The 24,877-nt window shown below is 64.5% G+C and carries 25 protein-coding genes and 1 tRNA gene; 19 read left to right on the forward strand and 7 right to left on the reverse strand.

Features of this window, described 5'->3' with window-relative positions; all coding sequences use genetic code 11:
* Positions 1 to 85 precede the first annotated feature (85 nt).
* Positions 86 to 1,123: a thermonuclease family protein gene (locus tag A3M7_RS0107510; protein WP_027543374.1), complete on the forward strand. Its 1,038-nt coding sequence runs from the start codon at positions 86 to 88 to the stop codon at positions 1,121 to 1,123.
* A gap of 155 nt (positions 1,124 to 1,278) precedes the next feature.
* Here the strand turns inward: A3M7_RS0107510 and A3M7_RS0107515 are convergent, their stop codons facing one another.
* Positions 1,279 to 2,031, reverse strand: coding sequence for an SDR family NAD(P)-dependent oxidoreductase (locus tag A3M7_RS0107515; protein ID WP_027543375.1), 753 nt, complete (start codon positions 2,029 to 2,031; stop codon positions 1,279 to 1,281).
* A 94-nt stretch (positions 2,032 to 2,125) separates the two neighbouring features.
* Between A3M7_RS0107515 and A3M7_RS0107520 the strand changes: the two genes are divergently transcribed.
* Complete coding sequence (locus tag A3M7_RS0107520) at positions 2,126 to 2,437, forward strand: helix-turn-helix transcriptional regulator (protein WP_027543376.1); 312 nt, start codon at positions 2,126 to 2,128, stop codon at positions 2,435 to 2,437.
* Positions 2,438 to 2,488: 51 nt separating this feature from the next.
* Here A3M7_RS0107520 and A3M7_RS0107525 read toward each other — a convergent pair whose 3' ends face one another.
* The 3 genes from A3M7_RS0107525 to A3M7_RS0107535 all read right to left on the reverse strand — a co-directional run bounded on the left by A3M7_RS0107525 (position 2,489) and on the right by A3M7_RS0107535 (position 5,339).
* Complete coding sequence (locus A3M7_RS0107525; RefSeq protein WP_027543377.1) at positions 2,489 to 3,370, reverse strand: PhzF family phenazine biosynthesis protein; 882 nt, start codon at positions 3,368 to 3,370, stop codon at positions 2,489 to 2,491.
* A 155-nt stretch (positions 3,371 to 3,525) separates the two neighbouring features.
* Positions 3,526 to 4,302, reverse strand: coding sequence for a cyclase family protein (locus tag A3M7_RS0107530; RefSeq protein WP_027543378.1), 777 nt, complete (start codon positions 4,300 to 4,302; stop codon positions 3,526 to 3,528).
* Positions 4,303 to 4,349: 47 nt separating this feature from the next.
* On the reverse strand, positions 4,350 to 5,339 hold the full coding sequence (locus tag A3M7_RS0107535; RefSeq protein WP_027543379.1) for a fumarylacetoacetate hydrolase family protein: 990 nt from the start codon (positions 5,337 to 5,339) through the stop codon (positions 4,350 to 4,352).
* A 112-nt stretch (positions 5,340 to 5,451) separates the two neighbouring features.
* Between A3M7_RS0107535 and A3M7_RS0107540 the strand changes: the two genes are divergently transcribed.
* The 5 genes from A3M7_RS0107540 to A3M7_RS0107560 are packed head-to-tail and all read left to right on the forward strand — an operon-like array spanning position 5,452 to position 9,423.
* Positions 5,452 to 6,378, forward strand: coding sequence for an ABC transporter substrate-binding protein (locus A3M7_RS0107540; protein WP_063629425.1), 927 nt, complete (start codon positions 5,452 to 5,454; stop codon positions 6,376 to 6,378).
* 12 nt (positions 6,379 to 6,390) lie between these two features.
* A complete protein-coding gene (locus A3M7_RS0107545; RefSeq protein WP_027543381.1) occupies positions 6,391 to 7,095 on the forward strand; it encodes a GntR family transcriptional regulator in 705 nt (234 codons plus the stop codon).
* Positions 7,092 to 7,898, forward strand: a complete 807-nt coding sequence (locus A3M7_RS0107550; protein ID WP_027543382.1) for an ABC transporter ATP-binding protein — start codon at positions 7,092 to 7,094, stop codon at positions 7,896 to 7,898. Before A3M7_RS0107545 ends, A3M7_RS0107550 begins: the two co-directional genes overlap by 4 nt.
* Positions 7,895 to 8,659, forward strand: a complete 765-nt coding sequence (locus tag A3M7_RS0107555) for an ABC transporter permease (protein WP_027543383.1) — start codon at positions 7,895 to 7,897, stop codon at positions 8,657 to 8,659. Before A3M7_RS0107550 ends, A3M7_RS0107555 begins: the two co-directional genes overlap by 4 nt.
* Positions 8,656 to 9,423, forward strand: coding sequence for an ABC transporter permease (locus A3M7_RS0107560; RefSeq protein WP_027543384.1), 768 nt, complete (start codon positions 8,656 to 8,658; stop codon positions 9,421 to 9,423). Before A3M7_RS0107555 ends, A3M7_RS0107560 begins: the two co-directional genes overlap by 4 nt.
* Before the next feature lie 79 nt (positions 9,424 to 9,502).
* Here A3M7_RS0107560 and A3M7_RS0107565 read toward each other — a convergent pair.
* Positions 9,503 to 9,579, reverse strand: a tRNA-Met gene (locus A3M7_RS0107565).
* Between the two features lie 358 nt (positions 9,580 to 9,937).
* Here A3M7_RS0107565 and A3M7_RS0107570 point away from each other — a divergent pair.
* A complete protein-coding gene (locus tag A3M7_RS0107570) occupies positions 9,938 to 11,383 on the forward strand; it encodes a coniferyl aldehyde dehydrogenase (RefSeq protein ID WP_027543385.1) in 1,446 nt (481 codons plus the stop codon).
* A gap of 118 nt (positions 11,384 to 11,501) precedes the next feature.
* Positions 11,502 to 13,100: a GMC family oxidoreductase gene (locus A3M7_RS0107575; RefSeq protein ID WP_027543386.1), complete on the forward strand. Its 1,599-nt coding sequence runs from the start codon at positions 11,502 to 11,504 to the stop codon at positions 13,098 to 13,100.
* A 186-nt stretch (positions 13,101 to 13,286) separates the two neighbouring features.
* Here A3M7_RS0107575 and A3M7_RS0107580 read toward each other — a convergent pair whose 3' ends face one another.
* On the reverse strand, positions 13,287 to 14,048 hold the full coding sequence (locus A3M7_RS0107580; protein WP_027543387.1) for an SDR family oxidoreductase: 762 nt from the start codon (positions 14,046 to 14,048) through the stop codon (positions 13,287 to 13,289).
* A 120-nt stretch (positions 14,049 to 14,168) separates the two neighbouring features.
* Here A3M7_RS0107580 and A3M7_RS0107585 point away from each other — a divergent pair, with 120 nt between their 5' ends.
* The 3 genes from A3M7_RS0107585 to A3M7_RS0107595 all read left to right on the forward strand — a co-directional run bounded on the left by A3M7_RS0107585 (position 14,169) and on the right by A3M7_RS0107595 (position 16,703).
* A complete protein-coding gene (locus A3M7_RS0107585; RefSeq protein ID WP_027543388.1) occupies positions 14,169 to 14,681 on the forward strand; it encodes a CvpA family protein in 513 nt (170 codons plus the stop codon).
* Positions 14,682 to 14,934: 253 nt separating this feature from the next.
* Positions 14,935 to 15,717 carry an SDR family oxidoreductase gene (locus A3M7_RS0107590; RefSeq protein WP_027543389.1) on the forward strand — a complete coding sequence of 261 codons (783 nt, stop codon included), beginning with the start codon at positions 14,935 to 14,937 and terminating at the stop codon, positions 15,715 to 15,717.
* Positions 15,714 to 16,703 (forward strand): NADPH:quinone reductase, encoded by a 990-nt coding sequence (locus A3M7_RS0107595; RefSeq protein WP_027543390.1) that lies wholly within the window; start codon positions 15,714 to 15,716, stop codon positions 16,701 to 16,703. Before A3M7_RS0107590 ends, A3M7_RS0107595 begins: the two co-directional genes overlap by 4 nt.
* A gap of 137 nt (positions 16,704 to 16,840) precedes the next feature.
* On the opposite strand, the gene A3M7_RS0107600 is transcribed toward A3M7_RS0107595, so the two are convergent.
* Complete coding sequence (locus A3M7_RS0107600; protein ID WP_027543391.1) at positions 16,841 to 17,272, reverse strand: DUF3775 domain-containing protein; 432 nt, start codon at positions 17,270 to 17,272, stop codon at positions 16,841 to 16,843.
* 244 nt (positions 17,273 to 17,516) lie between these two features.
* Between A3M7_RS0107600 and A3M7_RS0107605 the strand changes: the two genes are divergently transcribed.
* The 7 genes from A3M7_RS0107605 (at position 17,517) to mbfA (ending at position 24,687) form a co-directional block, all read left to right on the forward strand.
* On the forward strand, positions 17,517 to 18,365 hold the full coding sequence (locus tag A3M7_RS0107605) for an MBL fold metallo-hydrolase (protein WP_027543392.1): 849 nt from the start codon (positions 17,517 to 17,519) through the stop codon (positions 18,363 to 18,365).
* Positions 18,366 to 18,589: 224 nt separating this feature from the next.
* Positions 18,590 to 19,432, forward strand: coding sequence for a fumarylacetoacetate hydrolase family protein (locus A3M7_RS0107610; RefSeq protein ID WP_027543393.1), 843 nt, complete (start codon positions 18,590 to 18,592; stop codon positions 19,430 to 19,432).
* Positions 19,433 to 19,617: 185 nt separating this feature from the next.
* On the forward strand, positions 19,618 to 20,229 hold the full coding sequence (locus tag A3M7_RS0107615; RefSeq protein ID WP_027543394.1) for a glutathione S-transferase family protein: 612 nt from the start codon (positions 19,618 to 19,620) through the stop codon (positions 20,227 to 20,229).
* A gap of 25 nt (positions 20,230 to 20,254) precedes the next feature.
* On the forward strand, positions 20,255 to 21,445 hold the full coding sequence (locus tag A3M7_RS0107620) for a serine hydrolase (protein ID WP_027543395.1): 1,191 nt from the start codon (positions 20,255 to 20,257) through the stop codon (positions 21,443 to 21,445).
* 17 nt (positions 21,446 to 21,462) lie between these two features.
* Positions 21,463 to 22,332: an MBL fold metallo-hydrolase gene (locus tag A3M7_RS0107625; RefSeq protein ID WP_027543396.1), complete on the forward strand. Its 870-nt coding sequence runs from the start codon at positions 21,463 to 21,465 to the stop codon at positions 22,330 to 22,332.
* A 153-nt stretch (positions 22,333 to 22,485) separates the two neighbouring features.
* Positions 22,486 to 23,628: an alpha/beta hydrolase gene (locus A3M7_RS0107630; protein WP_027543397.1), complete on the forward strand. Its 1,143-nt coding sequence runs from the start codon at positions 22,486 to 22,488 to the stop codon at positions 23,626 to 23,628.
* A gap of 87 nt (positions 23,629 to 23,715) precedes the next feature.
* Entirely contained in the window at positions 23,716 to 24,687 is a 972-nt protein-coding gene (gene mbfA, locus A3M7_RS0107635; protein WP_027543398.1) for an iron exporter MbfA, read from the forward strand.
* The last annotated feature ends 190 nt before the right edge of the window (positions 24,688 to 24,877 follow it).

Here is a 24,877-nt window from a genome sequence, read left to right on the forward strand (position 1 = left end):
CGCACGAAAATGATCCGTTCCTTCCAGCCGTGCGCGCGAGTCGCCTGCTTGAGGCGACCGTCGCGCCCGTTGACAGGAGCGGCCGATGCCCGTGGGACTGCTGGAGGTCGAAGGCACCATCGAGGTCAGCCACTTCTGGCCGGAGGGACGGTCTGACGCCGACACCACCAAGGTCGTGGTGGCCGTCGCGCCCGATGCGATCCGCTTTCGCAAGAACGACACCTCGCCGTTCCGGTCGACCCACGTCTTCGACAACGCCAAGGTCAAGGGCCGAACCAACACGGCGCCGATCAAGAACGGCAAGCTGACCGTTCGCCTTCAGGGCATCGACGCGCCGGAGCTGCACTACCAGCCCTCACCGCTGTCGCCGGCCGAGAAGAAGGGCCTGACGGATGCCAAGCGGCAGGCCTATCACGAGGTCACGCACCCCTACCGGCAATTCCTCGGCGCGACGTCGAGCAAGGCGCTGCATGATTTCCTCAGCCGTGCCGGCGGACCGACGCTGGCCTGCCGGGTGTTCACCCATGTCGATGCGCCGAACGAGGTGTTCGACACCTATGGCCGGCTGGTCGGCGACATCGAGTTGACGGTCGCGAACCGGACGGTCGACATCAACCACTGGCTGGTCGAACAGGGCTTTGCCTATCCGACGTTCTACTCCTCGATGAACGACGACGAGATCAAGGCCTTCCTCGCCCTCGCCAAGACCGCGCGAACCAAGAAGCTGCTGGTCTGGAAGCATCTCGCCAGGACCATTCCCGCGTTCGACTTCGACCTGCGCGAGCCCAGGAAGAACGAGACCGACGTGCTCGCGACCGACAAGGGCCCGGTGATCATGCCAAAGCTCTACCGCCGCTATACCAACTGGTCGGCGCGCAAGAAGGCGAAGGTGACCAGCCAGAATTTCCAGAAGTTCCTGGGCGAAGGCTCCGGCGGCAAACCGGACACCTGCTACGTGATCGACGACTTCCTGACCAATGGCGTGCACTCGGCCACGCCGCGGAATTTTGCGGAGTTCGTCGAGGGCGGAAAGACGATCAAGTTTCAGCCGGAGGGGCTGGTGTTCGGGGAGGCACCGTCGAGCCTGGTCGGGGCGGACGGGAAGCCGATTACAGAGTTCTGAGGCGCAGGGGTCGCGGGGCAAGAATGACCCGCGCAAGGCGGGCCATTTCCTCATCGAGAGTGCTCAGATCCGTACCCGGTTGCTGGGTTACGCAACCACCGACCATGCTGGGGCGACGGCCTTTGGCACCGTCGCCCGCGAGAGCACGCGCCTCGTCAGCGCAGGCCGCCGGTGACGTGAAGCGTCTCGCCCGTGACGTAGGACGCCTCGTCCGAAGCGAAGAAGGCCACTGCGGCAGCGATCTCCTCAGCCTTGCCGATGCGGCCAAGCGGGGTGACGGATTCGATCCAGTTGCGCATGTCACCCTCGTGCAGGCCGGCCGACACGACGCCTTCGGTGGCGATCATGCCCGGATTGACGGCGTTCACGCGGATCTTGCGCGGCGCCAGCTCCTTCGCCAGCACGGCGGAGATCGCATCCACCGATGCCTTCGTCGCGGTGTAGACGGCGGTGTTCGCCGGCGCGATGGTCGATACGCCGGAGCTGATGTTGATGATGCTCCCACCCTTGGCGTTGAAGTGCTTCGACGCTTCACCCGAGACCAGGAGAAGGCCGAGCACGTTGAGGTCGAAATGCCTGTGGAAATGCTCGGGCGTGATGGCCTCGAGCGGCGCGAATTCGTAGACGCCCGCGTTGTTGACGAGGATGTCGATCGCACCGAACGCCTTCACGGTCTCTGCGACGACGCTTTTCACGTCCTTGGCATCGGTGAGATTACCGCGGACTGCGACGGCCTTGCCACCCTTGGCGACGATGGCGGCGACCACGCGGTCGGCGGCCTCTTTGCTGGCGCTGTAGTTCACAGCAACCGCCGCACCCTCGGCCGCGAGCCGGGCGGAGATTGCGGCACCGATGCCTTTGGATGCGCCGGTCACGAGCGCAACTTTTCCTTCGAGTCTCTTGGTCATCGCATGTCTCCATTGTTCGGCAGGATGCCGATATTCAATAGTTCAATACTAATGAACTATTGGACCAGTTCAAGGGACGTGCTATATTTTGGGCATGGCGCAGTTCGTTCACCCGGCGCGGGAGGAGATTACACTGGCCGGGGTGCTCGGCGCCCTCGCGGATCCCATGCGCCTGCGTATCGTCAAGAGTCTGGCCGCGCAGAAGGATTGCATGTCGTGCACCGAGGCGGCGCCTTGCCCCGATATGGCGAAGTCGACCCTGTCGAACCATTTTCGCATTCTGCGGGAGGCCGGCCTGGTCCGGACGTCAAAGCAAGGCGTCCAGCACCGCAACGTCCTGCGCGAGGAGGACGTCAACGCGCGGTTTCCGAAACTGCTCAAGATGATCCTGAGCTTTCCGGACTGAGGGCATTCGCGCTGAAGGCACAGCTGTAGCCGCCGTCCCTGCGCTGACCTGCTACGGCTGCAAGACGTGCTGCTCCGCGCGCGTGACCGAGCCTCCCAGCAGGCAACCGACGGGCCTACTGCCCGCGAAGCCGAGGCGCACCCGGATCTCGGACAACGCTCCCATCGCGCGACCCTGCATGATGGTGATCCGCTCGCTGTTGGGTTCGACCAGTTCGTTCTTGAGCAGTCCGAACGCAAGCGCCGCGGCGGCAATGCCGGTGGCAGCATCTTCCGGGTAGCCGGACGACTTCGGAAACTGCCGCGCCTCGAAACGTCGTTCGTCCTGATGGTCGATGGCGTAGGGGTAGAGTCCGGTGGACCCGATCCGTCCACAGCACGCCTCGATCTGCGCCGGGTCCGGCACCAGTTCGTTGAGCTCGCAGACGCCCTTGATCGGGATGAGCGTCTTCACGCGTGACGTGACGGCGTTCTGCACGGGCAGGTCAAGCAGATCGCGGCGCGACAGCTCGAGCGTCGACAGAACGTCCTCCTCTTCGGCATGCGAGAGATCAACGACCTTGCCGACGGGCTGGCTGATCTCGACGGACGGATCGCCCGAGTCCGCACGGTCGACATAACCCGTCACCGATCCACTGCGCGTCTCGATGCGGACCTGTTCGCCCGGCAAGCGCCCCTTGGTCGCGAGGACCCAAAGCGCGCCGATCGTCGCGTGACCGCACATCTCCATCTCGTGCCGCGGAACCCAGAACCGGAAGACGTAGTCAGACTCGAGCCCTGGTGACGGCAGAACGAAGCCCGACTCATGCCCAAATTGCTGAGCCACCGACTGCATCCCCGCAGCGAGAAGGTTCGATGCATCGATGACAATTGGACAGGGATTGCCGCCCCGCCCCATGTGGGTGAACACATTGACAAGCTCGACCTCGGTCATCGGATAGCTCACTTCAAGGAAAGCAGGACAGCGATGGTATAGCTGTCGCAGCGACATCCGAGAAAGCCGATTTTGTCGAGCAGCTCGGCACGATTAAGGGGCCCCCGTGCAGTCACCAAAGCAAAATGGCCTGCTCAACGCGGGCTTTAAGAAGCTCAGCTCTCCAAAATCGCGACCGCTCGCGTCCAACCTGCCGAGGCTCGTTCGATCTTCACGGGGAAGCATGACACCTTGAAGCCGGTTGACGGCAGCAGTTCGAGATTGTGCAGCTTCTCGAGATGGCAATAGCCGATATGGCGGCCGGCCTTGTGACCTTCCCAGATCAGGCTTGCGTCCCTCGTCTCGGCGTATTTTTTCGCGGTATGAACGAACGGCGCGTCCCAGCTCCAGCCGTCGATGCCGGTCAGGCGCACACCGCGCTCGAGCAGGTACATGGTTGCTTCATAGCCCATGCCGCAGCCCGACGTGACGTAGTCCTGCCGGCCATATTTGGCGCCGGCGCTGGTGTTGACCACGACGATCTCGAGCGGCTTCAGCTCATGGCCGATGCGCTTGAGCTCGGCCTCGACGTCCTTGGCCGTTGCGACATAGCCGTCCGGCAAGTGCCGGAAGTCGAGCTTCACGCCGGGCTGGAAGCACCATTCCAGCGGCACCTCGTCGATGGTCCAGGAACGCTCGCCGCGATTCATGGTCGGGTGAAAATGCCAGGGTGCGTCGAGATGCGTTCCGTTGTGGGTCGAGAGACTGACCTGTTCCACCGCCCAGCCCTGCCCGTCCGGCAGATCTTCGGCCTTCAACCCCTCGAAGAACTGCAGCATGCGCGGCAGGCCCTGCTGGTGGTTGACGTACTGAATCGTCGGATGATTGCCAGGCGGGTCGGCCGGCACGTCGTTCTGGAGGGGGACGGAAATGTCGATCAGCTTGCTCGTCATGGCGCTTCCTCGTTGATTGTTCTCGTTGGCGGCCGTCAGGCGCCCCTTCAGACTTCTTGCCGCTCGACGCGGTTCTTCAAAATGCCGATCTTCTCGACCTCGAGCTCGATCGTATCGCCATGCTCGAGAAACCATCCGAGCTCGAGGCCGCAGCCATTGCCGACAGTGCCGGAGCCGATGAATTCGCCGGGCATCAGCGTCTCGTCCTGGGTGACGTGGGCGATGATCTCCTCGAAGGAGAACAGCATGCCCTCGCTGACGCCTTGCGAGCGGGTCTCGCCGTTGACGCGCGCTTCCATCTTCAAACGATAGGGATCGCCGATCTCGTCCGGCGTCACGATCCAGGGTCCCATCACGTTGCCGCCGTCGAAGCTCTTGCCCTTGGCCGGGCCGAGTCGTCCTTCCATCTCGATGCGCTGTGCGTCGCGCGCGGAGAAATCGTTGAAGATGGTGTAGCCGAAGATGTGATCCTTCGCCTTCGCGGCGGAGATGTTCGCGCCCTTGTTCTTGGTGATGATCCCGAATTCGAGCTCGTAGTCCATGACCTTGCTGTAGCGCGGCCATTTCACCGTGGTGTTGGTGCCGCGGACGCTGAAGCGATTGGTGATGTAGAAGATCGGCTGTTTGCGATAGACCTCGGGCAGCTCGCCGAGCGGCTCGGCGTCGATTCGCGCCAATTCCGCCATGTCGCCCTTGGCGCGCGCGGCGAGCTTTCGCTGCCCGCGCGGCGCTTGCAGGATGTGTAGGGCAAACGACATGCCGTCGCGCATCTGCCGCGGCTCCGGCACCGGCGCGAGGATGTCGACGGCGCTGACCGCCGCCGACAGCGTGGCGTCCTGGCCCTGCTTGTCGAGCAGGGCCCGGGCCCGATCGAGCGCGCCGGGCCCGGCATCAATCAGCGCCAGCATCGAGCCGAAGGCCGGATCGGCCTGGCCGTCCCGCGCGGCGGCGGCGGCGAGGTCGAACAGCTGGCTGTCATTGGCGTGGACGGCGCCGATCTTCTCCTGACCGGCAGATCTGAATGTTGCGAGCTTCACCTTGGGCACCCCTTGCTATCGTTTCAAATATATGATCAGATAAAATATCGATAAACAAGCCTGAAAAATACAAATTAGGGAGAGCGCGGTGAGGCGAACGCAGATAGGGGCGATGTTGGCGGGTCTCGCGCTCGGAGTTGGGGTGTCTGTTGCCTTGACGGCGCCAGTGCTGGCGCAGGCCAAGATCCAGATCGGCTGCACCGCGACCTCCGACTGCGCATCGGCCATGGTCGCGGTTGACGAAGGCATCTTCAAGAAGCACGGGCTGGACGTCGAGATGACGCCGATCGCGATCAACTCCAACATCCCGGCGGCAATCCTGTCGAACTCGATTCAGGTCGGCGGCCCCACCTCCACCGTCTTCCTCCAGGCCGTCGACGGCGGCCTCGACCTCGTCGCGATCGCCGGCGCCTCGGTCATGAACACGACCTCGAACACCGCGATCGCCGCCTTCGTCCGCAACGGCCTCACCATCAAGGAGCCGAAGGATTTCGTCGGCAAGAAGGTCGGCGCGCCGGGCCTGAACGCCTTCCTCCACGTGCTGTTCGTGAAATGGCTGGTGGAGAAAGGCGTCGATCCCAAGAGCGTCAATTTCGTCGAAGTCACGTTCCCGACCATGGCCGACATCATCAAGTCCGGCGGCGTCGATGCCGTGCTCACGGCCGAGCCGTTCGTCACACGCATGACCAATGCGGGATTAGGCTCAGTCGGCGCGCGGTACGGCGCCGAGCTCGGCCGCACCGATCCGATCATCTTCTACGCCGCGTCGCGAGATTGGGCGGAGAAGAACGCTGCGACCGTGAAGAAATTCCGCGAGGCCATCGCGGAGGCCGCCCCAATCGTCAACAGCGATCGCGAGAAGGCCTCCGCCTCGATCGCCAAGTTCACCAAGCAGCCGCTCGAGCTCGTCAAGGCGACGCCGCCGAACCAGTCCGAGCCGAACCTCAAGCCGGAAAACCTCAGCTGGTGGATCGACGTGATGTCGTCGCAAAAGATGCTGCAATCGAAGCTCGTCACCGCGAAACTGGTGCTGAACTAAAGGACATTGGCGATGCCTGCTCCCGAACGCGCTCTCGACCGTGCTCCGGCTGAAGCCGGAACGTTGAGCGAGCGCGCCGCAACCCTCATCGAGCAGGACATCCTGGCCGGACATCTCGCACCGGGATCGCGGCTCGGCATCGTCGATCTCGTGCAGCGCTACGAGATCGGGGCGACGCCCCTGCGCGAAGGCCTGTCGCGGCTGATGTCACGCGGCCTGATCGTCGGCATCGGCCAGCGCGGCTTTCGCGTCGCAGAGGTCAGCCGCGAGGATCTCGCTGACATCACTTGCATGCGGACGGCGGTCGAGATCGAGGCCGTCAGGCTCGCCATTCTCCATGGCGATGTCGCCTGGGAGGCTGGCATCGTCAGCGCGCTGCATCAAATGCGCCGGCATATCGAGCGCACCGGCAATGAATTCCGCGAAGGCGCGGCCGATTTCGACCGGCTCCACAAGGGCTTTCACACCGCGCTGCTCGCCGCCTGCGGCTCACAGCGCATGCTGGCGGCCCATTCCGACCTCTACGACCAGGCCTATCGCTACCGCCGCGTGATGATGGGTGCGATCGACAGCGGCGAAGGGTTTATCCGGAGTCACCAGATGCTCGCCGACCATGTGCTTGCGCGTGACCTGGCCGCCGCGCAAAAAATGCTGGCGGCGCATCTGCACTCGACCATCGATTTCGTCTATCCGCAGGCGAGCGGGGAGCAATCATGAGTGTCGTTGCCATGCTCGACGAAGCACGCGCCGCGCGGCGGCAAAAAACGCTGATCGCGTTCAACGCCGCGACGCTGCGGCTCGGCGGCAAGACCATCATCGAGAATCTCGATCTGGAGGTGCGGCCGGGCGAATTCGTCTGCATCGTCGGCGCCTCAGGCTGTGGCAAGACCACGGCGCTGCGGCTCGCCGCGGGCCTCTATCGCCCCACAAGCGGCGCCGTCACCTTCAACGGCGAGCCGATCACCGAGCCGCGCCGCGAGGTCGCGATCGTGTTCCAGGATTATGGCAAGGCGCTGTTGCCGTGGCGGACCGCAGCCGGAAACATCTCGCTAGCGCTGGAAGCCTCTCGTGTGCCGGCGCGCGAGCGCGGCGCGCGCATCGAGGCGCTGCTGCGCAAGGTCGGCTTGCCCGGCCATGCCGACAAATATCCGAGCGAAATGTCGGGGGGCATGCAGCAGCGCCTGCAGATCGCGCGCTGTCTTGCGCAGGAGCCGACGACGCTGCTGATGGACGAGCCGTTCGGCGCGCTCGACGCGATGACGCGCCAGGGCTTGCAGGACGAGGTCCTGTCGCTGACGCACGCGAGCCAGACGACCGTGATCTTCGTGACCCACGATCTCGACGAGGCAATCTATCTCGGCGACCGCGTCGTCGGCCTGCTGCCGCATCCGGGCCGGATCGGGATCGAGCTCGATGTCGACCTGCCGCGTCCGCGCGACCAGCTCGCCACCCGCGAGCATCCGGAATTCCTGCGGCTGCGCCGGCAATTGTTCGACTTCATCAAGGCGACCGAACATTGAGCCTCGACCGCGCCAGGCCCTTGCTGTTGCCGCTGGCGCTCACGCTGGCGTTCGAGCTGTGGGCGCGCCTCACCCATCTGCAAAGCGACAGCCTGGCCCCGCCGAGCGCGATCCTCGCGGCGCTGGCCGCTGCGCTTGCCGACCTCTCAATTCCGATCGCGACCCGCGACACGCTGTTCGCCACCTTTGCGGGCCTCGCGATCGGCAGCGCCATCGGGCTTTCACTCGGCATCGCCTTCGGCATCTCGCGTCCCCTTGACCGGCTGATGGAGGTGACGGTCGAGGCGATCCGTCCGATTCCGTCGATCGCGCTGCTGCCGATTGCGCTGATCGCGCTCGGCTTCGGCTACCGGATGGAGATCGTGATCGTGGCGTTCGCCTGCGTCTGGCCGATGCTGATCCTGACGCGCAGCGCGGTGCGCAGCATCGAGCCGCGATTGATGGAGATGTCGCGGGCCCTGCGGCTGAGTGCGCCGCAGCGGATCGCGAAGATCGTGATCCCGGCCGCACTGCCGCGGATCTTCGTCGCCTTCCGCCTGTCGGCCGGCATTGCCCTGATCGTCGCCGTCACCGTCGAGATCGCGATCAATCCGATCGGGCTCGGCGCCGGCATCATGCTGGCGCAGCAGGCGCTGCGCGCCGACCTGATGCTCGCTTATCTGCTTTGGATCGGCGTGATCGGCTACGCACTGAACATCCTGTTGATTGCGGCCCAGCGCCGCCTGTTCGGCCGCGCCGCGCTCGCCGGAGACAATCCATGAACCGCGCTGCGATCCTCTGGCGCGTCGCAAGCATCCTCGTCGCGGCCGGCTTCATCGCGGCGTGGCAGCTCGCCGCCAATCTGCGGCTGGTCTCGCCGGTGTTCCTGCCCGGTCCGGACCGCGCCTGGGCCGCCCTGGTGCGAGGCTTTTCAAGCGGCGATCTCGCGGGCAAGCTGATCGGCACGCTCGAGCACATGGCCTATGGCTGGCTCGCCGCATCGATCGCCGGCATTGCGCTCGGCGCGCTGATCGGATCGTCGAAGATGATGCGCGCCTATGTCGCGCCGTCGCTGGAATTTTTGCGGCCCCTGCCGGTCTCGGCGATCATCCCGGTTGCGATCGCCATGCTCGGGCTGACGCGAGGCATGGCGCTGTTCGTGATCGCCTTCGGCGCGATCTGGCCGATCATGCTTGCGACCATTCACGGCTTTGCTGCGGTCGAGCCGCGGCTCTATGAGGTCGCCCGCTCGCTGCAGATGTCGCGCGCCGCAATCATCGGCAAGATCGCCCTGCCCTCGGCATTGCCTGACATCCTCGCCGGCATGCGCCTCAGCCTGACGGTTGCGCTGATTCTCTCCGTGGTCTGCGAAATCCTGGCCGGACTCGACGGCCTTGGTCAGTGGGTCCTGCTCTCGGCACGCGCGTTCCGATCCGCCGACCTCTTCGCCGGCGTCATCCTGCTCGGTGCGACCGGATATTTGACGTCGATTGCGATGTCGCTCGTCGAGCAGCGACTGCTCGCCTGGCAGACTGCGGCCCGGTAGCGGTGATCACATCGCCAGATACAAAAATGGCCCGCATCATGCGGGCCATTTTCGTATCGGAACCGGTGAAGTCCGAATTTGGTTGCGGGGATAGGATTTGAACCTATGACCTTCAGGTTATGAGCCTGACGAGCTACCGGGCTGCTCCACCCCGCGTTAAACACTTGCGCGCCTTCGTCAAAATGCCGGGGACGATGAGGTAAGGCCGACGCTGTTCGCGTGGCTTTTCTCTTCCGTCCCAAAGGCTTCCTTGGAAGGCAACCCCGGGGCAAAGCCCGTTGGGTGCGGGGGGTATGTACCAACCCGGGCTGCCTTTGGAAAGGGCTGCCGGGACGTTTTTTTCGACTTTATGACAGGTAGATGGACCGGATTCCGGCCGGTCTGGCGCGCTCTTGCCAGAAGTTCCGCAAAGGGCCAGCTTGCGGCAACAAAATCGAAGGGAAACGCCATGTCAGGGGAGAACGGCTTGGACCGATTCTCGGACCGCTTCCTGGACCGGTACTTGGACCGCTCCATGGACCACTCCTTGGATCGATCCCCGGCGAGCGCCGCGCAGCTGGCTCTGGAGGGTTCCTTCCACGCCATGGTCGCGCGGTCGCGGGCGGAGCCGGCCGTTGATCTGGCCGGGCGGCTCGACCGGCTGGCGCGGCTGCGCGCCGTCGTCGCCGAGAATGAAGAGCGCTTCCGGCAGGCGATCTCGGCCGATTTCGGCCACCGCTCGGCGGTCGAGACCACCATCGCCGAGACCATGATGGTCTACAGCGAGATCCGGCATGCCACAAAGCACCTGAAGAGCTGGATGGCACCGCAGCGCGTCGCCACCGCGCTGCAATTCCTGCCCGCGCGCAACCGGCTGATCCCGCAGCCGCTCGGCGTCGCCGGCATCATCGCGCCCTGGAATTATCCGCTCCAGCTCACGCTCGCGCCGACGATCGGCGCCATCGCCGCCGGCAACCTGGTCATCATCAAGCCGAGCGAGCTGGTCCCGCACTTCTCGACGCTGCTGAAGGAGACGGTCGCCGCAAGGTTCGACGCGACCGAGCTGCTTGTCACCGGCGTCGAGGACGAGATCGCCAAGGCCTTTCCGAGCCTGCCGTTCGATCATCTGGTGTTCACCGGCTCGACCCGGGTCGGGCGGCTGGTCGCGGAGGCCGCGGGGCGGAATCTCACGCCTGTCACGCTCGAGCTCGGCGGCAAGTCGCCGGCGATCATCGATCAATCCGCCGATCTCGAGGAGGCGGCCGAGCGCATCGCCTACGGCAAGCTGCTCAATGCCGGGCAGACCTGCATCGCGCCGGATTACGTGCTGGTGCCGGAGCACTCGTTGCAGGCCTTCGCCGAAAAGGTGCGCGCGCAGATGCGGCGCATGTTCGGCACCGATCCCGCCAACAAGGACTACACCTCCGTCATCTCCGACCGGCACTACGCGCGGCTCGAAGGTCTGGTCGCGGATGCCGCCCAGCGCGGCGCAAAGATCCTGCAACCGGCAAGGGCCGACGATCCCAACTGGAAGGCGCACCGCAAATTCCCGCCGACGCTGATCCTCGGTGCCGGCGAAGACATGGCGGTGATGCAGGAGGAGATCTTTGGCCCGGTGCTGCCCGTGCTGGGCTACCGCGAGCCGGCGGATGCCATCGCCTTCGTCAACCGCCGCGACCGGCCGCTCGCCCTCTACTGGTTCGGCAAGGACCGCGACGCGCGCGACGCGGTGCTGTCACGCACCGTCTCCGGCGGCGTCACCGTCAACGACTGCCTGTTCCACTTCGCGCAAATCAACCAGCCGATGGGCGGCGTCGGCGCATCCGGCAGCGGCGCCTATCACGGCGAATGGGGTTTCAAGATGTTCAGCAAGCTGAAGCCGGTGTTCTACCGCTCGAAATTCAACCGCCTCGCCGACCTCTACCCGCCCTATGGCGGCAAGATCGCGCGGCTGGAGAAGTTGATGCGGTTCATGTCGTAGGGGAAGTCGTTCCGGGGCGCGAAGCGAACCCGGAACCTCGAGATTCTCTGGTGCGCAAGTGCGCACCATAGTTCGATGCTCCGCATCGCCCGGAATAACAATAACGGGGGAAACAACATTGACTGAGACATTCGATTTCGTCGTCGTGGGCGCGGGCTCCGGCGGCTGCACCGTTGCGGGGCGGCTGTCGGAGGATGTGGCGACATCCGTGGCGCTGCTCGATGCGGGCGGACGGAACGACAGTTGGCGGATCACCACGCCATTCGGGCTCGCTTTGCCATACCGCGCGGCCAACTGGGCGTTCGATACTGTGCCGCAGAAGGGATTGAACGGCCGCATCGGCTATCAACCGCGCGGCAAGGGCCTCGGCGGTTCTTCGGCGATCAACGCGATGGTCTACATCCGCGGCAACAAATGGGACTACGACCACTGGGCCGCGCTCGGCAATTCCGGCTGGTCGTATGCGGACGTGCTGCCCTACTTCAAGCGCTCGGAGAACAACGCCGATTTCGACGGCGAATATCACGGCAAGGGCGGCCCGCTGCATGTCAACAAGCTACGCTCGGACAATCCGATCCATGACGTCTTCCATCAGGCCGCGCGCGAAGCGCAGTTCCGCATCCGCGAGGACTTCAATGCCGAGAACCACGAAGGACTCGGCAGCTATCAGGTGACGCAGCACGGTGGCGAGCGCTGGAGCGCGGCGCGCGCCTATGTGGATCCCCACATGGGCAAGCGGGCGAATCTGCGCGTCGAGACGCAGGCGCATGCCACGCGCATCTTGTTGGAAGGCAGGCGCGCAGTGGGCGTTGAGTACCGGCAGGGCAAGGAGCTGAAGCAGCTGCGCGCCCGCCGCGAGGTGATCCTCGCCGGCGGCGCCTTCCAGTCACCGCAATTGCTGATGCTGTCGGGTATCGGCGACGGCGATGCGCTTGCCGCGCGCGGCATCGGCGTCGTGCATCACCTGCCGGGCGTCGGGCGCAATCTGCAGGACCATCCGGATTTCGTGTTCGTCTACGCCTCCGACTATCCGCACTTCGTTCACGCGTCACTCGGTCGGCTGCCATCCCTGCTGCACGCGATCCAGCGGTACCGCCGCGAGCGACGCGGCCTGATGACCACCAATTTCGCCGAGTGTGGCGGCTTCCTGAAGACGCAGGCCCACCTCGACGTGCCCGACATTCAACTGCACTTCATCATCGCGATGCTCGACGACCACGGCCGCAAGAAGCATAAGGAAGCGGGCTTCTCATGCCATGTCTGCCTGCTCAGACCGAAGAGCCGCGGCAGCGTCTGGCTGAAGAGCGCCGATCCGCTTGCTGCCCCCATGATCGATCCGAACTTCTTGGGCGAGGCGGAGGATCTCGAGACGATGGTCGCGGGCTTCAAGACCACGCGACGGCTGATGGAGACGCCTGCGATGCGCGCGTTGCAGAAAAAGGACATGTTCACGTCCGATGTGAGAACGGACGACGACATTCGCGCCATCCTGCGCAATCGCGTCGACACCGTCTACCACCCCGTCGGCACCTGCAAGATGGGCACGGACGCGATGGCGGTGGTCGATCCGCAGTTGAAGGTCCACGGCGTCGAGGCCTTGCGCGTCGTCGATGCCTCGATCATGCCGACGCTGATCGGCGGCAATACCAACGCGCCGACGATCATGATCGGGGAGAAGGCGGCGGATATGATCCGGGGGGAGATGCGGGCGAGGTAGCGACGCTGCCGCGTCATTCTCCGCCGTCGTCCCCGCCTAGTGCGCAATTGCGCACGGGGGGCGGGGACCCATAACCACAGGGAGGAGTTTGGGAGCGAGATAGTATCTCCGAGTCTTCGTCAAATTCCTCCCTGGGGTTATGGGTCCCGGGCTCGCGCTACGCGCGCCGCGGGACGACGGCGGTGATCAATTCAACAAGAACCCGCCATCCACGGTCACCACGCTCCCCGTCATGTAGCGCGAGGCCTTCGAGGCCAGCAGCAGGATTGCGCCGTCGAGATCGGACTCGGCGCCGACGCGGCGCTGGGGGATGCGTTTTGCCAAACGCTCGCCCGCCGGGGTCGACCAGAAGGCGTGGTTCATTTCCGTGTCGATATAGCCGGGCGCCAGCGCGTTGATGCGGATGTTCTGCCCCGCGAGCTCCAGCGCCATCGCTTTCGTCGCCTGGATGATGCCGGCCTTGGAGATCGCGTAGGGCGACACCGCCTTCAAGACGCCGGTGCCGAGCACGGAGGCGATGTTGACGATGTTGCCGTCCTGCTTGCGCGCGATCATGCGCCGCGCGACTTCGGTCGCGAGGAAATAGGCGCCCTTGAGATTGGCGCCGATCACGGCGTCCCAATCGGATTCGGTCTGCTCGGTCGCGAGCTTCTCGATCGCGATGCCGGCATTGTTGATCAGCACTGTGATCGGACCGAGTGCGGCTTCCGTGGCATCCACGGCCTTGGCGATCGATGACATGTCGGTGACGTCGAGCGCGACGGCGGCGGCGCGGCCGCCGTTGCCGCGGATCTCCTGTTCCAGATTCTTCAACTTGTCGGTCTGCCGTGCCGCGAGCGCGACGGCCGCGCCATGCGCCGCCAGCACCCGGGCAAACTGCCGCCCCAGCCCCTGGCTCGCGCCGGTGACGAGGATGGTTTCTTTACTGACGTCGAATAGGCCTGACATGACGGTGTCCTTGGGCGTAACCCCTGAGCTTCTGGAGCAAAAGTACAGACGATTTTAGCGATCGGAAACCGGAATGATTGGTTCGGCGTTCATTCGTTCCACCGAAGCAGGGCCTTGCTCATGAACAGTTTCGATCTCGCCGTCTATGCGGCGCTCGCCATCGCCATCGGCTTCGGATTCAGGACTGGCCTGCTGCGCAGCGCCATGACCATCCTCGCCTATCTGCTCGCCGCACCCATCGCGGTCGCACTGATGCCGCTGATCGTACCGCAGGTCGCGAGCAATCCGAACGCGCCGCTGCTGCAAAACTGGATCTGGTTCTTCGGCATCTTCGTGGTTGTCGGCATGCTGCTTGGGTATATCGGCCGCCTGGCGCTGAACGACACGATACGCGAAGCCGGGATCGGCGACCGCCTCGGCGGCGCCGCGCTCGGCGCCGTCAGGGTCGGCCTCGTCGCCACCACGCTGGTGCTGGTGTTCGACCAGATCGTGCCGGCCAACCGCCAGCCGCCCTTCCTCGCCGGCTCGCATCTGCGGCCGCTGTTCTCGGCGGTCGGGCAGATGGGCTTCAAGATACTGCCGCCGGAGGCCGCCGCTGCGATCGACCGCCTCAAGCAGGAGCGGCGGATCTAGAGCGCGATGAAATCGCGCTCCAGCTCATTTGTTTGAGCATGATCTCCGCGCAGACGCGTTCCGCGTTTGTCGCGAGGGAAACCGCTACATACTTTTCGCTAACGTGCCCTTCGGGTCCGGATCATGCCTGCGCATTTGCATCGCCGCGCCGCGCGCCATGCATTTTGGTGCGAGCCCGTCCCTTACCAGCGGCACCACGATTGGCTAGAGTGCCGCCCGTCCAAAACCTGCCTGACATTACGGGAGTGAAACTGTGGATCTTGGGATCAAAGGTCGCCGCGCCATCGTCTGCGCATCCAGCAAGGGCCTCGGCCGCGCCTGCGCCGTCTCGCTGGCGGAAGCCGGCGTTGACGTCACGCTGACCGCGCGCGGCGCCGAAGCCCTGAAGAAGACGGCCGACGACATCCGCAAAGCCTATCCGGGTGTGAAGGTCACCGAGATCGTCGGCGACATCACGACGCCGGCGGGCCGCGAGGCGGTGCTGAAGGCCTGCCCCGAGCCCGACATCCTGATCAACAATGCCGGCGGCCCGCCGCCCGGCGATTTCCGCAACTGGACCCGCGACGACTGGATCAAGGCGATCGACGCCAACATGCTGACCCCGATCGAGCTGATCAAGGCGACCGTCGACGGCATGATGGCGCGCAAGTTCGGCCGCATCGTCAACATCACCTCGGCCGCGGTGAAGGCACCGATCGACATCCTCGGCCTCTCCAACGGCGCACGCGCCGGCCTCACCGGCTTCATCGCCGGCCTGTCGCGCAAGACCGTGATCAACAACGTCACCATCAACGGCCTGCTGCCGGGCCCGTTCGAGACCGATCGCCTGACCGGCACCGCCAAGGCCGAGGCCGACAAGCGCGGCACAACGCCCGAGCAGATCCTGACCGAGCGCGCCAAGCTCAACCCCGCCGGCCGCTTCGGCCAGCCCGACGAGTTCGGCTATGCCTGCGCGTTTCTCTGCGGCGCCAAGGCCGGCTTCATCACCGGGCAGAACATCCTGCTCGACGGCGGCGCGTTCCCGGGCACGCTTTGAGGGCGGTCTGGTACGAACAGACGGGGCCGGCCGTCGAGGTCCTCACCTATGGTGAGATGCCGGCGCCGGTCGCGGGCCCGGGCGAAGTTCGCATTCGCCTGGAAGCCTCCGGCGTGAACCCGGCCGATGTCGGCCGGCGCGGCGGCGGCTATCGCGCGATGGAATACGAGCGCGTCATTCCGAACAGCGACGGCGCGGGTTTCGTCGACCAGGTCGGCGATGACGTGACGCGCTTTAAGCTCGGCGACCGCGTCTGGCTGTTCAACGGCCAGCGCAACGGCCGCGCGTTCGGCACGGCGGCGGAATATATCGTGCTGGCCGAGCAGTTGGTGACGCCGCTTCCGGATAACCTCTCTTTCGCGGAGGGCGCAACGCTCGGCATCCCCGCGATGACTGCATGGTGCGGCCTGTTTGCGGACGGGCCGATCGTCGGCAAGACCGTGCTCGTCACCGGCGGTGCCGGCGCGGTCGGCCACTATGCCGTGCAGCTCGCCAAATGGGGCGGCGCGCAGGTGATCGCGACCGTCAGCTCGGCGATGAAGGCCGAGCAGGCGCGGCGTGCGGGCGCCGATCTCGTGGTCAATTACAGGGACGAAGACGTCGTTGCCAAGGCGATGGCCTTCACCGGCGGACGTGGTGTCGATCGCGTGGTGGACGTCGATTTCGGTGGCAACATCGCCACCACCTTGAAGTTGATGGCGCTGAATTCGACCATTGCGGTCTATGCCACCAACGGCAACCGCACGCCGGTCGTGCCGATGCGCGAATTGATGGAAAAATGCATCGCGCTGCGCGCGCTGGTGCTGTTTGCGTTGCCGCCAGCGATGCTTGCGGCGGCGCAAGCGGACATCACAAAATGGCTGGCGGCGGGGCCGCGGCTCCACACTATCGCGGCGCAGTTTGCGTTATCCGACACGGCGCAGGCGCATCTCGCCGTCGAGAAGGGCGACAAGCTTGGTACCGTGATCGTCGACTGCGCACGGTGAGAGCTGAGTTGGTCCGTTGAAGCTTCCACAGCGTCATGGCCGGGCTCGTCCCGGCCATCCACGTCTTGCTCACAGCACTAAGAACGTGGATGCCCGAGACAAGCCCGGGCATGACGACCTCGTGTAGATCTTCAGCTCTAGGATACGGGCGTGGTCCGCTCGTCGGTCCAGTCGATGCCCAGCTCGTCCATGCCGTCGGCCAACAGATCGCCCAGCATCGGCTCGCCCAGTAGATATTGCACAGCTTCGCGCCGGGGCGCCTTGTATTCGGCGCGGGCCTCGGCGGCGCGGGCGCGCAGGTCGTCCCACTCGTCGACGGAGCCGTCGCCGCGGCCGAGCCACATCAGCGTCACGAGGTCGAGCTGCTCGTCCTCGTTCAGCGCCCCGATGAAGCCGATCAACTCGCTTGCGACCGGATCGGACGTCGTGTCCTCCAGCACGTCGATCTCGTCATCGTCGGAGGGGTTCGAGCCCGAGTCCGGATCGGATGCAGCTTCCTTGACGTCGAATTCGCGGGCCTTCTCGATGATGAAAGCGACTTTCTCGGCGGAAATTGCAAGCTCTGGCATCGTCTTTCCCTCCGGCTTGTCCTGTGTTCCAGCGATAACGCGGCGCGCCATCAGATGATCCATTGCGCTTCATGGCGGAAACCCGCATGTTTCCGCGCCAAAGCGTCCTCTCTCGTCATTCCGGGGCGCGACGTAGTCGCGGACCCGGAATCTCACGCAACGATCTCGAGATTCCAGGTTCGATGCTTGCGCATCGCCCCGGAATGACAGCGAGGCGCAAAGCAAGAACATGGGGACACGCCGGATGTCGTGGAAGGTGGGCAAGGTCAGGATTACGAAGCTCGTCGAGATGGAGACAGTCGGCTCGACCCGCTTCATCCTGCCGGCCGCGTCCAACGATGAAATCCGGAAGCTGCCCTGGCTGATCCCGCATTTCGCCACCGACGAGGGCCGGCTGAAAATGTCGATCCACGCGCTGGTGGTGGAGACGCCGACGCGCCGCATCGTGGTCGACACCGGTCTCGGCAACGACAAGCAGGGCCGCGGCGTCCCGGTCTGGAATAACCGCAGCACGCCGTTTCTGGAGACCATGACGGCAGCGGGATTTGCCCCTGACAGCATCGACACCGTGCTGTGCACGCATCTTCATGTCGACCATGTCGGCTGGAATACGAAACTGGTCGACGGCAAATGGGTGCCGACGTTCCCGAAGGCGCGCTATGTGTTCGGCAGGACCGAATATGAGTATTGGCGCGACCATTCGACCGAGCAGGACAAGGTCGCGGTGTTCGTCGATTCCGTGAAACCGGTCGTCGATGCGGGCCAGGCCGAGCTGATCCCGAGCGACCAACGGCTTTGCGAGGAGATCAGCGTGATCCCGACCCCCGGCCACAGCCCCGGTCACATGAGCGTCCTGATCGAGTCCGGCGGTGAACAGGGGCTGCTCACCGGCGACGTCGCCCATCATCCCTGCCAGATGGCGCATCTCGACTGGTGCTCGGTCGTCGATACCGATCCCGCCCAATCGGCGGCGACCCGGCACAAGGTGTTCTCGCGCTTTGCCGACACCCCGACGCTGGTGATCGGCGGGCATTACTCGGCCGGACACATCAGGCGGGACGGGGACGCGTTCAGGTTTGTGGCGCTGGGATGAGACGCAATCGTAGGGTGGGTTAGCCGAAGGCGTAACCCACCACGGTCTATCCCCTCGGACACAGAAGAGGTGGTTACGCCCGGACTGCGCTTCGCGCAGCCGCGTGCTAACCCACCCTACGAGCGAGGGGCTGCAATGCGCCCCGTTTTGAGCGGTTGAATTTCCCGCCGCCCTGTTCCATGAAGCTGTTTAACCGATCGGTCCATCTCCAGGGAGAAACGAGAATGAAGCTTGTTCGTTATGGCGAAAAGGGTGCGGAAAAACCCGGCCTGATCGACAAATCCGGCCAGTTGCGCGACCTGTCGGCGCATGTGAAGGACCTGACCGGCGAGGCCTATTCGCCGGAAAGCCTGAAGAAGCTCGCCGCCCTCGACCCCGCCGCGCTGCCCGCCGTCTCCGGCAAGCCGCGGTTCGGCGCGCCGGTCACCGGCATCTCGAAATTCGTCGCCATCGGCCTCAACTACAGCGACCACGCCAAGGAAACGGGAGCAGCGATTCCGACCGAGCCGATCATCTTCATGAAGGCGAACACCTCGCTGTCCGGCCCGAACGACGCGGTCGAGAAGCCGCGCGGCTCGACCAAGCTCGACTGGGAGGTCGAGATCGCCGCGATCATCGGCACCCGCGCCAAGTACGTCTCGGAAGCCGATGCGCTGAACTACGTGGCCGGCTATTGCGTCTGCAACGACGTCTCCGAGCGCAACTTCCAGACCGAGCGCCTGGGACAGTGGACCAAGGGCAAGTCGCACGACACGTTTGGCCCGGTCGGCCCGTGGCTCGCCACCAGGGACGAGATCAAGGACGTGCAGAACCTGTCGATGTGGCTCGACGTCAACGGTCAGCGTCGCCAGACCGGCTCGACCACGACCATGATATTCTCCATGGCCAAGTGCATCTCCTACGTCTCGCAGTTCATGACGCTGCTGCCCGGCGACATCATCACCACGGGCACCCCGCCCGGCGTCGGCCTCGGCATGAAGCCGCCGACCTTCCTCAATGTCGGCGACGTCGTGACGCTCGGCATCGAGGGCCTCGGCGAGCAGCGGCAGGAGATTATTGCGGCGTAAGCCTCCGCCCTCATCCTGAGGAGCGCGCAACGCGCGCGTCTCGAAGGATGCGCCACAAGCACCGTCGCCCGGCGTTCGCGCCGGGTGACGAGAGACCTTCTCTCGTTGTCCATCCTTTCGAGACGCGCGCCAGGGGGCGCGCTCCTCAGGATGAGGACCGTGTGTCTGGATAGAGGTTATTTCCGATGAAACTCTCCTTCTCCGCCGCATCGCCCTTCGCCCGCAAGGTGCGCATCGCCGCGATCGAGCTTGGGCTGATCGACAAGATCGAGCTGACGCCCGCAACCGTCGCGCCGGGCACGGCCAACGAGGACTATTCGCGCATCACGCCGCTGAAGAAGCTGCCGGTGCTGATCACCAATGACGGCGACGTGATCCTGGATTCCTACGTCATCGTCGAATATCTCAACGAATTGGCCGGTGGCAGCCTGATCCCGGATTACGGCCCGCGGCGCTGGAAGGCCAAGACCAATCACTCCCTGATCAACGGCATGCTCGATTCCATGCTGCTGTGCCGCTACGAGAGAATGGTGCGGCCGCAGGGCCTGCAATGGCAGGCGTGGTCGGACGACCACTGGAACCGGGCCTGGACCGGCATGGCGCGCTTCGAGGACATGCCCGATGTCCTGAACGGTCCGTTCGACATCTCGCAGATCGGCCTCGTCTGCGTGCTCGGCTATGCCGATTTCCGCTTTGCCGATTGCGGCTGGCGCAAGGCCTATCCGAAGCTCGACGCCTTCCATCAGAAGATGCTGGAGCGGCCGTCGGTGAAGATCTCGGTGCCGCCAGCGGCGTAGTATCGCGACTGCGGGGAGAAGGACGATGCGCGACCGCTTCCCCCACCTCGGCATTCTCGGCGCGAGCCTCGTGCTCGCGTTGACCGTCTCAGCCACTTCCGTGCAGGCCGACGGCATGGCGCCTGGACGACAAAACCTCGCCTGCGGATCGCCATCGTCGATCGACGACGGCTGGTCCACTGCGTCACCCGACAGTGTCGGCATGGACGGCACGCAGCTCTGCGGCATCGCCGCGAGGCTCGAGCAGCGGGCGACCAAGGTCCATTCGGTCGTCGTCGCACGCCACGGCAGGCTCGTCTTCGAGCAGTATTTTCCGGGCTACGATCAACCCTGGGGACAGCCGGACGGCCAGCACGAGTTCACCGCGACGACGAAGCACGACATGCGTTCGGCTTCGAAGAGCGTCGTTTCGCTGCTCGTCGGCATCGCGATCGATCGCAAGTTGATCGCAGGGGTCGACGAGCCCGTGCTCAAATTCTTCCCGGACCATCAGACGGTGAAGCAGGCGGGCTGGGACGCCATCACGCTGCGCCATCTGCTGACGATGTCCTCGGGGATGAAATGGGACGAGGCGCGGGCCTGGACCGATCCGAACAACGACGAGCCGCATCTCACCTTTGAAGCCGATCCGATCGGCTATGTGCTCGCAAAGCCGGTCGCCGCGCCGCCGGATGCGCTGTGGGCCTACAATGGCGGCGGGACTGAGCTGCTCGGCAACATCCTCGAACGCGTCTCGGGCAAGCCGCTGGAGGCATTTGCGCGCGAGGTGCTGTTCCAGCCGCTCGGGATCACCGATGTCGAGTGGAAGGCCTACAAGAACGGCAAGATCGCGGCGGCCGCGGGCCTGCGCTTGCGACCGCGCGATGCGGCGAAGATCGGCCAGCTCGTGCTCAATCGCGGCCAGTGGAACGGCCAGCAAATCGTCTCGGCCGACTGGATCGCACAATCGATCACACCGCGGTTCCAGGCGATCGGCTATTTCGGCGGCACGCTGTTCTACGGCTATCAATGGTGGATGGGCCGCTCGCTTGCCGGCGGCAAGGAAATCAAATGGGTTGCCGCCTTCGGCTGGGGCGGCCAGCGCATCTTCATCGTGCCCGAGCTTGATCTCGTCATGATGACGACCGCCGCGCAATACGGCCAGCCTAAGGAAGGCTTGGCCGCGATCGACATCCTTTCCAATATCGTCATTCCATCCGTGCGCGACGCGCACTGATCACGAGGGAAGCGAGCATGAGCCTGAAATTTTCAGTCGGCGATCTCAACATCCATCGCGTCATCGAACAGGAAACCTCGTTCGTCCCGGCGCTCGAGATGCTGCCGGGACTGACACCCGAGGTGCTGGCCGAGAACCGGGCATGGATGCGGCAGGCCAAGGCGCTGGATGAGCAGGATGTGCTGCTGCTGTGCTTCCAGTCCTACGTGGTGAAGACGCCGCACCACACCATCCTGATCGACAGCTGCATCGGCAACGACAAGCCGCGGCCGCAGCGGCCGAAATGGAACATGAAGACCGACGACACCTATCTGCGCGCGCTGGGCGCCGCCGGATTCTCGCCTAACGACATCGACTTCGTGATGTGCACGCATCTCCACGTCGATCACGTCGGCTGGAACACGCGGCTCGAGAACGGCCGCTGGGTGCCGACCTTCCCCAAGGCGCGCTACGTCTTCGCCAAGCAGGAGTTCGACCATTGGTCGGCTCAGAACGCGAAGACGGAGATCCCGCCCTTCGTGGACAGTGTGCTGCCGGTGGTCGAGGCGAACCGCCACGAGCTCGTCGGCAACGACCACCAGATCGGCGATCACGTCCGCATCCTGCCGACGCCCGGTCACACGCCGGGGCATGTTGCGTTTACGATGGGCCGCGGCAAGGACGATGCCGTATTTTCCGGCGATCTCATGCATTCGCCGCTGCAGACGCTTTATCCGGAGCTGTCGATCAAGTTCGACGTCGACCCGGCCAAGGCCGCAACGACGCGCCGCAGCTTCCTGGAGCGTTATTGCGACACCGACACGCTGTGCTGCACGGCGCATTTCCCCTCCCCGTCGGTCGGGAAGATCAGGCGCAAGGGCAACGCGTTCGTTTGCGCGGCGGTTTAACACGTCCTGTATTTTCACGTCATGCCCGGGCTTGTCCCGGGCATCCACGTTCTTACAATCAACGACAACGAAGAACGTGGATGGCCGGGCATAGGCGAGCGGAAGCGACGCCGTCCTTCGGACGGCTATGCCCGGCCATGACGAGGAAACATCATGGCCGATCTCCCCGACGTCCCCCTGCCCGCCGGCATCCGCTCGCGCTATGTCGACGGCATCAACGGCTTGCGCATGCATGTGCTGGAGGCCGGCTTCGAGACCAAGGGCCGCCCCTGCATCCTGCTGCTGCACGGCTTTCCGGAGCTTGCCTTCTCCTGGCGCAAGGTGATGCCGGCGCTGGCTGCCGCCGGCTATCACGTGATCGCGCCGGACCAGCGCGGCTATGGCCGCACCACCGGATGGACCGCGGATTACGACGGCGACCTCGCGCCATTCCGTCTGTTCAACCTGGTGCGCGACGCGCTGGGTCTGGTGTCGGCGTTCGGCTACAGGCAGGTCGATCTGGTCGGGCATGATTTCGGCAGCCCGGTCGCATCCTGGTGCGCGCTGATCCGGCCCGACATATTCCGCTCGGTCACGATGATGAGCGCGCCGTTCGGCGGACCACCGCCGCTGCCGTTTGGCACGGTCGATGCGCCGGCGCAGGTTTTGGCCGAAGATCCCGTGCATCGCGAACTCGCGGCCCTGCCGCGTCCGCGAATCCACTATCAATGGTACTATTCGACGCGCACCGCCAACGCCGACATGCATCACGCACAACAGGGCGTGCATGATTTCCTGCGCGCTTATTACCATCACAAGAGCGCGGACTGGACCGACAACAAGCCCTATCCGCTCAAATCGTGGTCGGCAGGTGAGCTGGCAAAGCTGCCAACCTATTATGTGATGGATCTGAACGAGACCATGGCCGAGACGGTCGCCAAGGAGATGCCTTCGCCGGCAGCGATCGCCGCCAATCAATGGCTGCCGGACAACGACCTCGCCTATTACAGCTCCGAATATGGCCGCACCGGTTTCCAGGGCGGGCTGCAATGGTATCGCTGCGGCACCTCGGCCGCTTTCAACAACGAGTTGCAGCTGTTTGCGGGCCGCAGCATCGACGTTCCCTCCTGCTTCATCTCGGGCAAACAGGATTGGGGCACCTATCAGCGCCCCGGCGTGTTCGAGGCGATGCAGAAGAGCGCGTGCACCAAGATGCTCGGCTGTCATCTCGTCGATGGCGCCGGCCATTGGGTGCAGCAGGAGCAGCCGACCGAGGTGAGCCGCTTGCTGCTCGACTTCCTTGCCAAGACTTACTGAATAAGGCCCGCGCCGGTTGATTTGACCCGGGAACCACGGCGGCCTATATAGTTTAGAATAATTCTAAACTAGTGGGACAGGGCCGTCGTGAAGAATTTTGCCGATCTGACCGAGCGCGAGGTGCTTGCGGTCGCGATCTCCTCCGAGGAGGAGGACAGCCGCATCTACATGACCTTCGCCGAGGATCTGAGGGAGCGTTACCCGGACTCGGCCAAGATCTTCGAGCAGATGGCCGAGGAAGAGCGCGGACATCGTCACATGCTGCTGGAAACGTACGAGCAGCGTTTCGGTCCGCACCTGCCTCCCATCCGCCGCGAGGACGTTAAAGGCTTCCTGCGCCGCCGCCCGGTCTGGCTCACCAAGAACCTGTCGCTCGACACCATCCGCAGGGAAGTCGAGACCATGGAATTGCAGGCCGAGCGCTTTTACGTGAAGGCCGCCGAACAGGCGCAGGATGTCGGCGTGCGCCGTTTGCTCGGCGATCTCGCCGAAGCCGAGAAAGGCCACGAAGAGATGGCCGCAAAGCTGGCGGACCAGATCCTCAGCCCCGATGTGCGCGCCGAGGAAGATCGCACCAACCGCCGCATGTTCGTGCTGCAATATGTGCAGCCGGGCCTGGCCGGCCTGATGGACGGATCGGTCTCGACGCTGGCGCCGCTGTTTGCCGCCGCGTTTGCCACCCACCAGAACTGGCAGACGTTTCTGGTGGGCCTCGCCGCCTCGATCGGGGCCGGCATCAGCATGGGATTTGCGGAAGCGCTGTCCGACGACGGCTCGCTCACGGGGCGCGGCTCGCCGTGGCTGCGCGGTCTCACCTGCGGCCTGATGACGACGCTCGGCGGGCTTGGCCATACCGCGCCCTATCTGGTGCCCGACAGCTGGGCCAATGCATTCTGGATCGCAACGGCGATCGCCGGAATCGTCGTGTTCTTCGAGCTATGGGCGATCGCCTTCATCCGCTCGCGCTACATGGACACGCCGTTCCTCCAGGCCGTGTTCCAGATCGTGCTCGGCGGCGCGATCGTGCTGGCGGTAGGGATATTGATCGGAGCGGCGTAACTTCGGTCTTCATCATCGCCAATCCTCCGCTGTCGTCCCGGCCTAGTGCGCAATTGCGCACGGGGGGCCGGGACCCATAACCACAGGGAGAAATTTGGCGAAGATCCTCAGTTACTTCGTGCGACTGCAACTCGCACCGCGCACTCTCGATAGATCACGCGGTATGGGTCCCGGCCTTCGCCGGGACGAC

Source organism: Bradyrhizobium sp. WSM2254 (assembly GCF_000472645.1).
Taxonomy (GTDB): Bacteria; Pseudomonadota; Alphaproteobacteria; order Rhizobiales; family Xanthobacteraceae; genus Bradyrhizobium; species Bradyrhizobium niftali.

What these genes read in the sequence shown, in the direction of transcription:
- A3M7_RS0107510 (WP_027543374.1), top strand. Translation starts at nt 86, where the DNA reads ATGCCCGTGGGACTGCTGGAGGTCGAAGGCACCATCGAGGTCAGCCAC.
- A3M7_RS0107515 (WP_027543375.1), bottom strand. Translation starts at nt 2,031, where the DNA reads ATGACCAAGAGACTCGAAGGAAAAGTTGCGCTCGTGACCGGCGCATCC.
- A3M7_RS0107520 (WP_027543376.1), top strand. Translation starts at nt 2,126, where the DNA reads ATGGCGCAGTTCGTTCACCCGGCGCGGGAGGAGATTACACTGGCCGGG.
- A3M7_RS0107525 (WP_027543377.1), bottom strand. Translation starts at nt 3,370, where the DNA reads ATGACCGAGGTCGAGCTTGTCAATGTGTTCACCCACATGGGGCGGGGC.
- A3M7_RS0107530 (WP_027543378.1), bottom strand. Translation starts at nt 4,302, where the DNA reads ATGACGAGCAAGCTGATCGACATTTCCGTCCCCCTCCAGAACGACGTG.
- A3M7_RS0107540 (WP_063629425.1), top strand. Translation starts at nt 5,452, where the DNA reads ATGTTGGCGGGTCTCGCGCTCGGAGTTGGGGTGTCTGTTGCCTTGACG.
- A3M7_RS0107545 (WP_027543381.1), top strand. Translation starts at nt 6,391, where the DNA reads ATGCCTGCTCCCGAACGCGCTCTCGACCGTGCTCCGGCTGAAGCCGGA.
- A3M7_RS0107550 (WP_027543382.1), top strand. Translation starts at nt 7,092, where the DNA reads ATGAGTGTCGTTGCCATGCTCGACGAAGCACGCGCCGCGCGGCGGCAA.
- A3M7_RS0107560 (WP_027543384.1), top strand. Translation starts at nt 8,656, where the DNA reads ATGAACCGCGCTGCGATCCTCTGGCGCGTCGCAAGCATCCTCGTCGCG.
- A3M7_RS0107570 (WP_027543385.1), top strand. Translation starts at nt 9,938, where the DNA reads ATGGACCACTCCTTGGATCGATCCCCGGCGAGCGCCGCGCAGCTGGCT.
- A3M7_RS0107580 (WP_027543387.1), bottom strand. Translation starts at nt 14,048, where the DNA reads ATGTCAGGCCTATTCGACGTCAGTAAAGAAACCATCCTCGTCACCGGC.
- A3M7_RS0107585 (WP_027543388.1), top strand. Translation starts at nt 14,169, where the DNA reads ATGAACAGTTTCGATCTCGCCGTCTATGCGGCGCTCGCCATCGCCATC.
- A3M7_RS0107600 (WP_027543391.1), bottom strand. Translation starts at nt 17,272, where the DNA reads ATGCCAGAGCTTGCAATTTCCGCCGAGAAAGTCGCTTTCATCATCGAG.
- A3M7_RS0107605 (WP_027543392.1), top strand. Translation starts at nt 17,517, where the DNA reads ATGTCGTGGAAGGTGGGCAAGGTCAGGATTACGAAGCTCGTCGAGATG.
- A3M7_RS0107610 (WP_027543393.1), top strand. Translation starts at nt 18,590, where the DNA reads ATGAAGCTTGTTCGTTATGGCGAAAAGGGTGCGGAAAAACCCGGCCTG.
- A3M7_RS0107615 (WP_027543394.1), top strand. Translation starts at nt 19,618, where the DNA reads ATGAAACTCTCCTTCTCCGCCGCATCGCCCTTCGCCCGCAAGGTGCGC.
- A3M7_RS0107620 (WP_027543395.1), top strand. Translation starts at nt 20,255, where the DNA reads ATGCGCGACCGCTTCCCCCACCTCGGCATTCTCGGCGCGAGCCTCGTG.
- A3M7_RS0107625 (WP_027543396.1), top strand. Translation starts at nt 21,463, where the DNA reads ATGAGCCTGAAATTTTCAGTCGGCGATCTCAACATCCATCGCGTCATC.
- A3M7_RS0107630 (WP_027543397.1), top strand. Translation starts at nt 22,486, where the DNA reads ATGGCCGATCTCCCCGACGTCCCCCTGCCCGCCGGCATCCGCTCGCGC.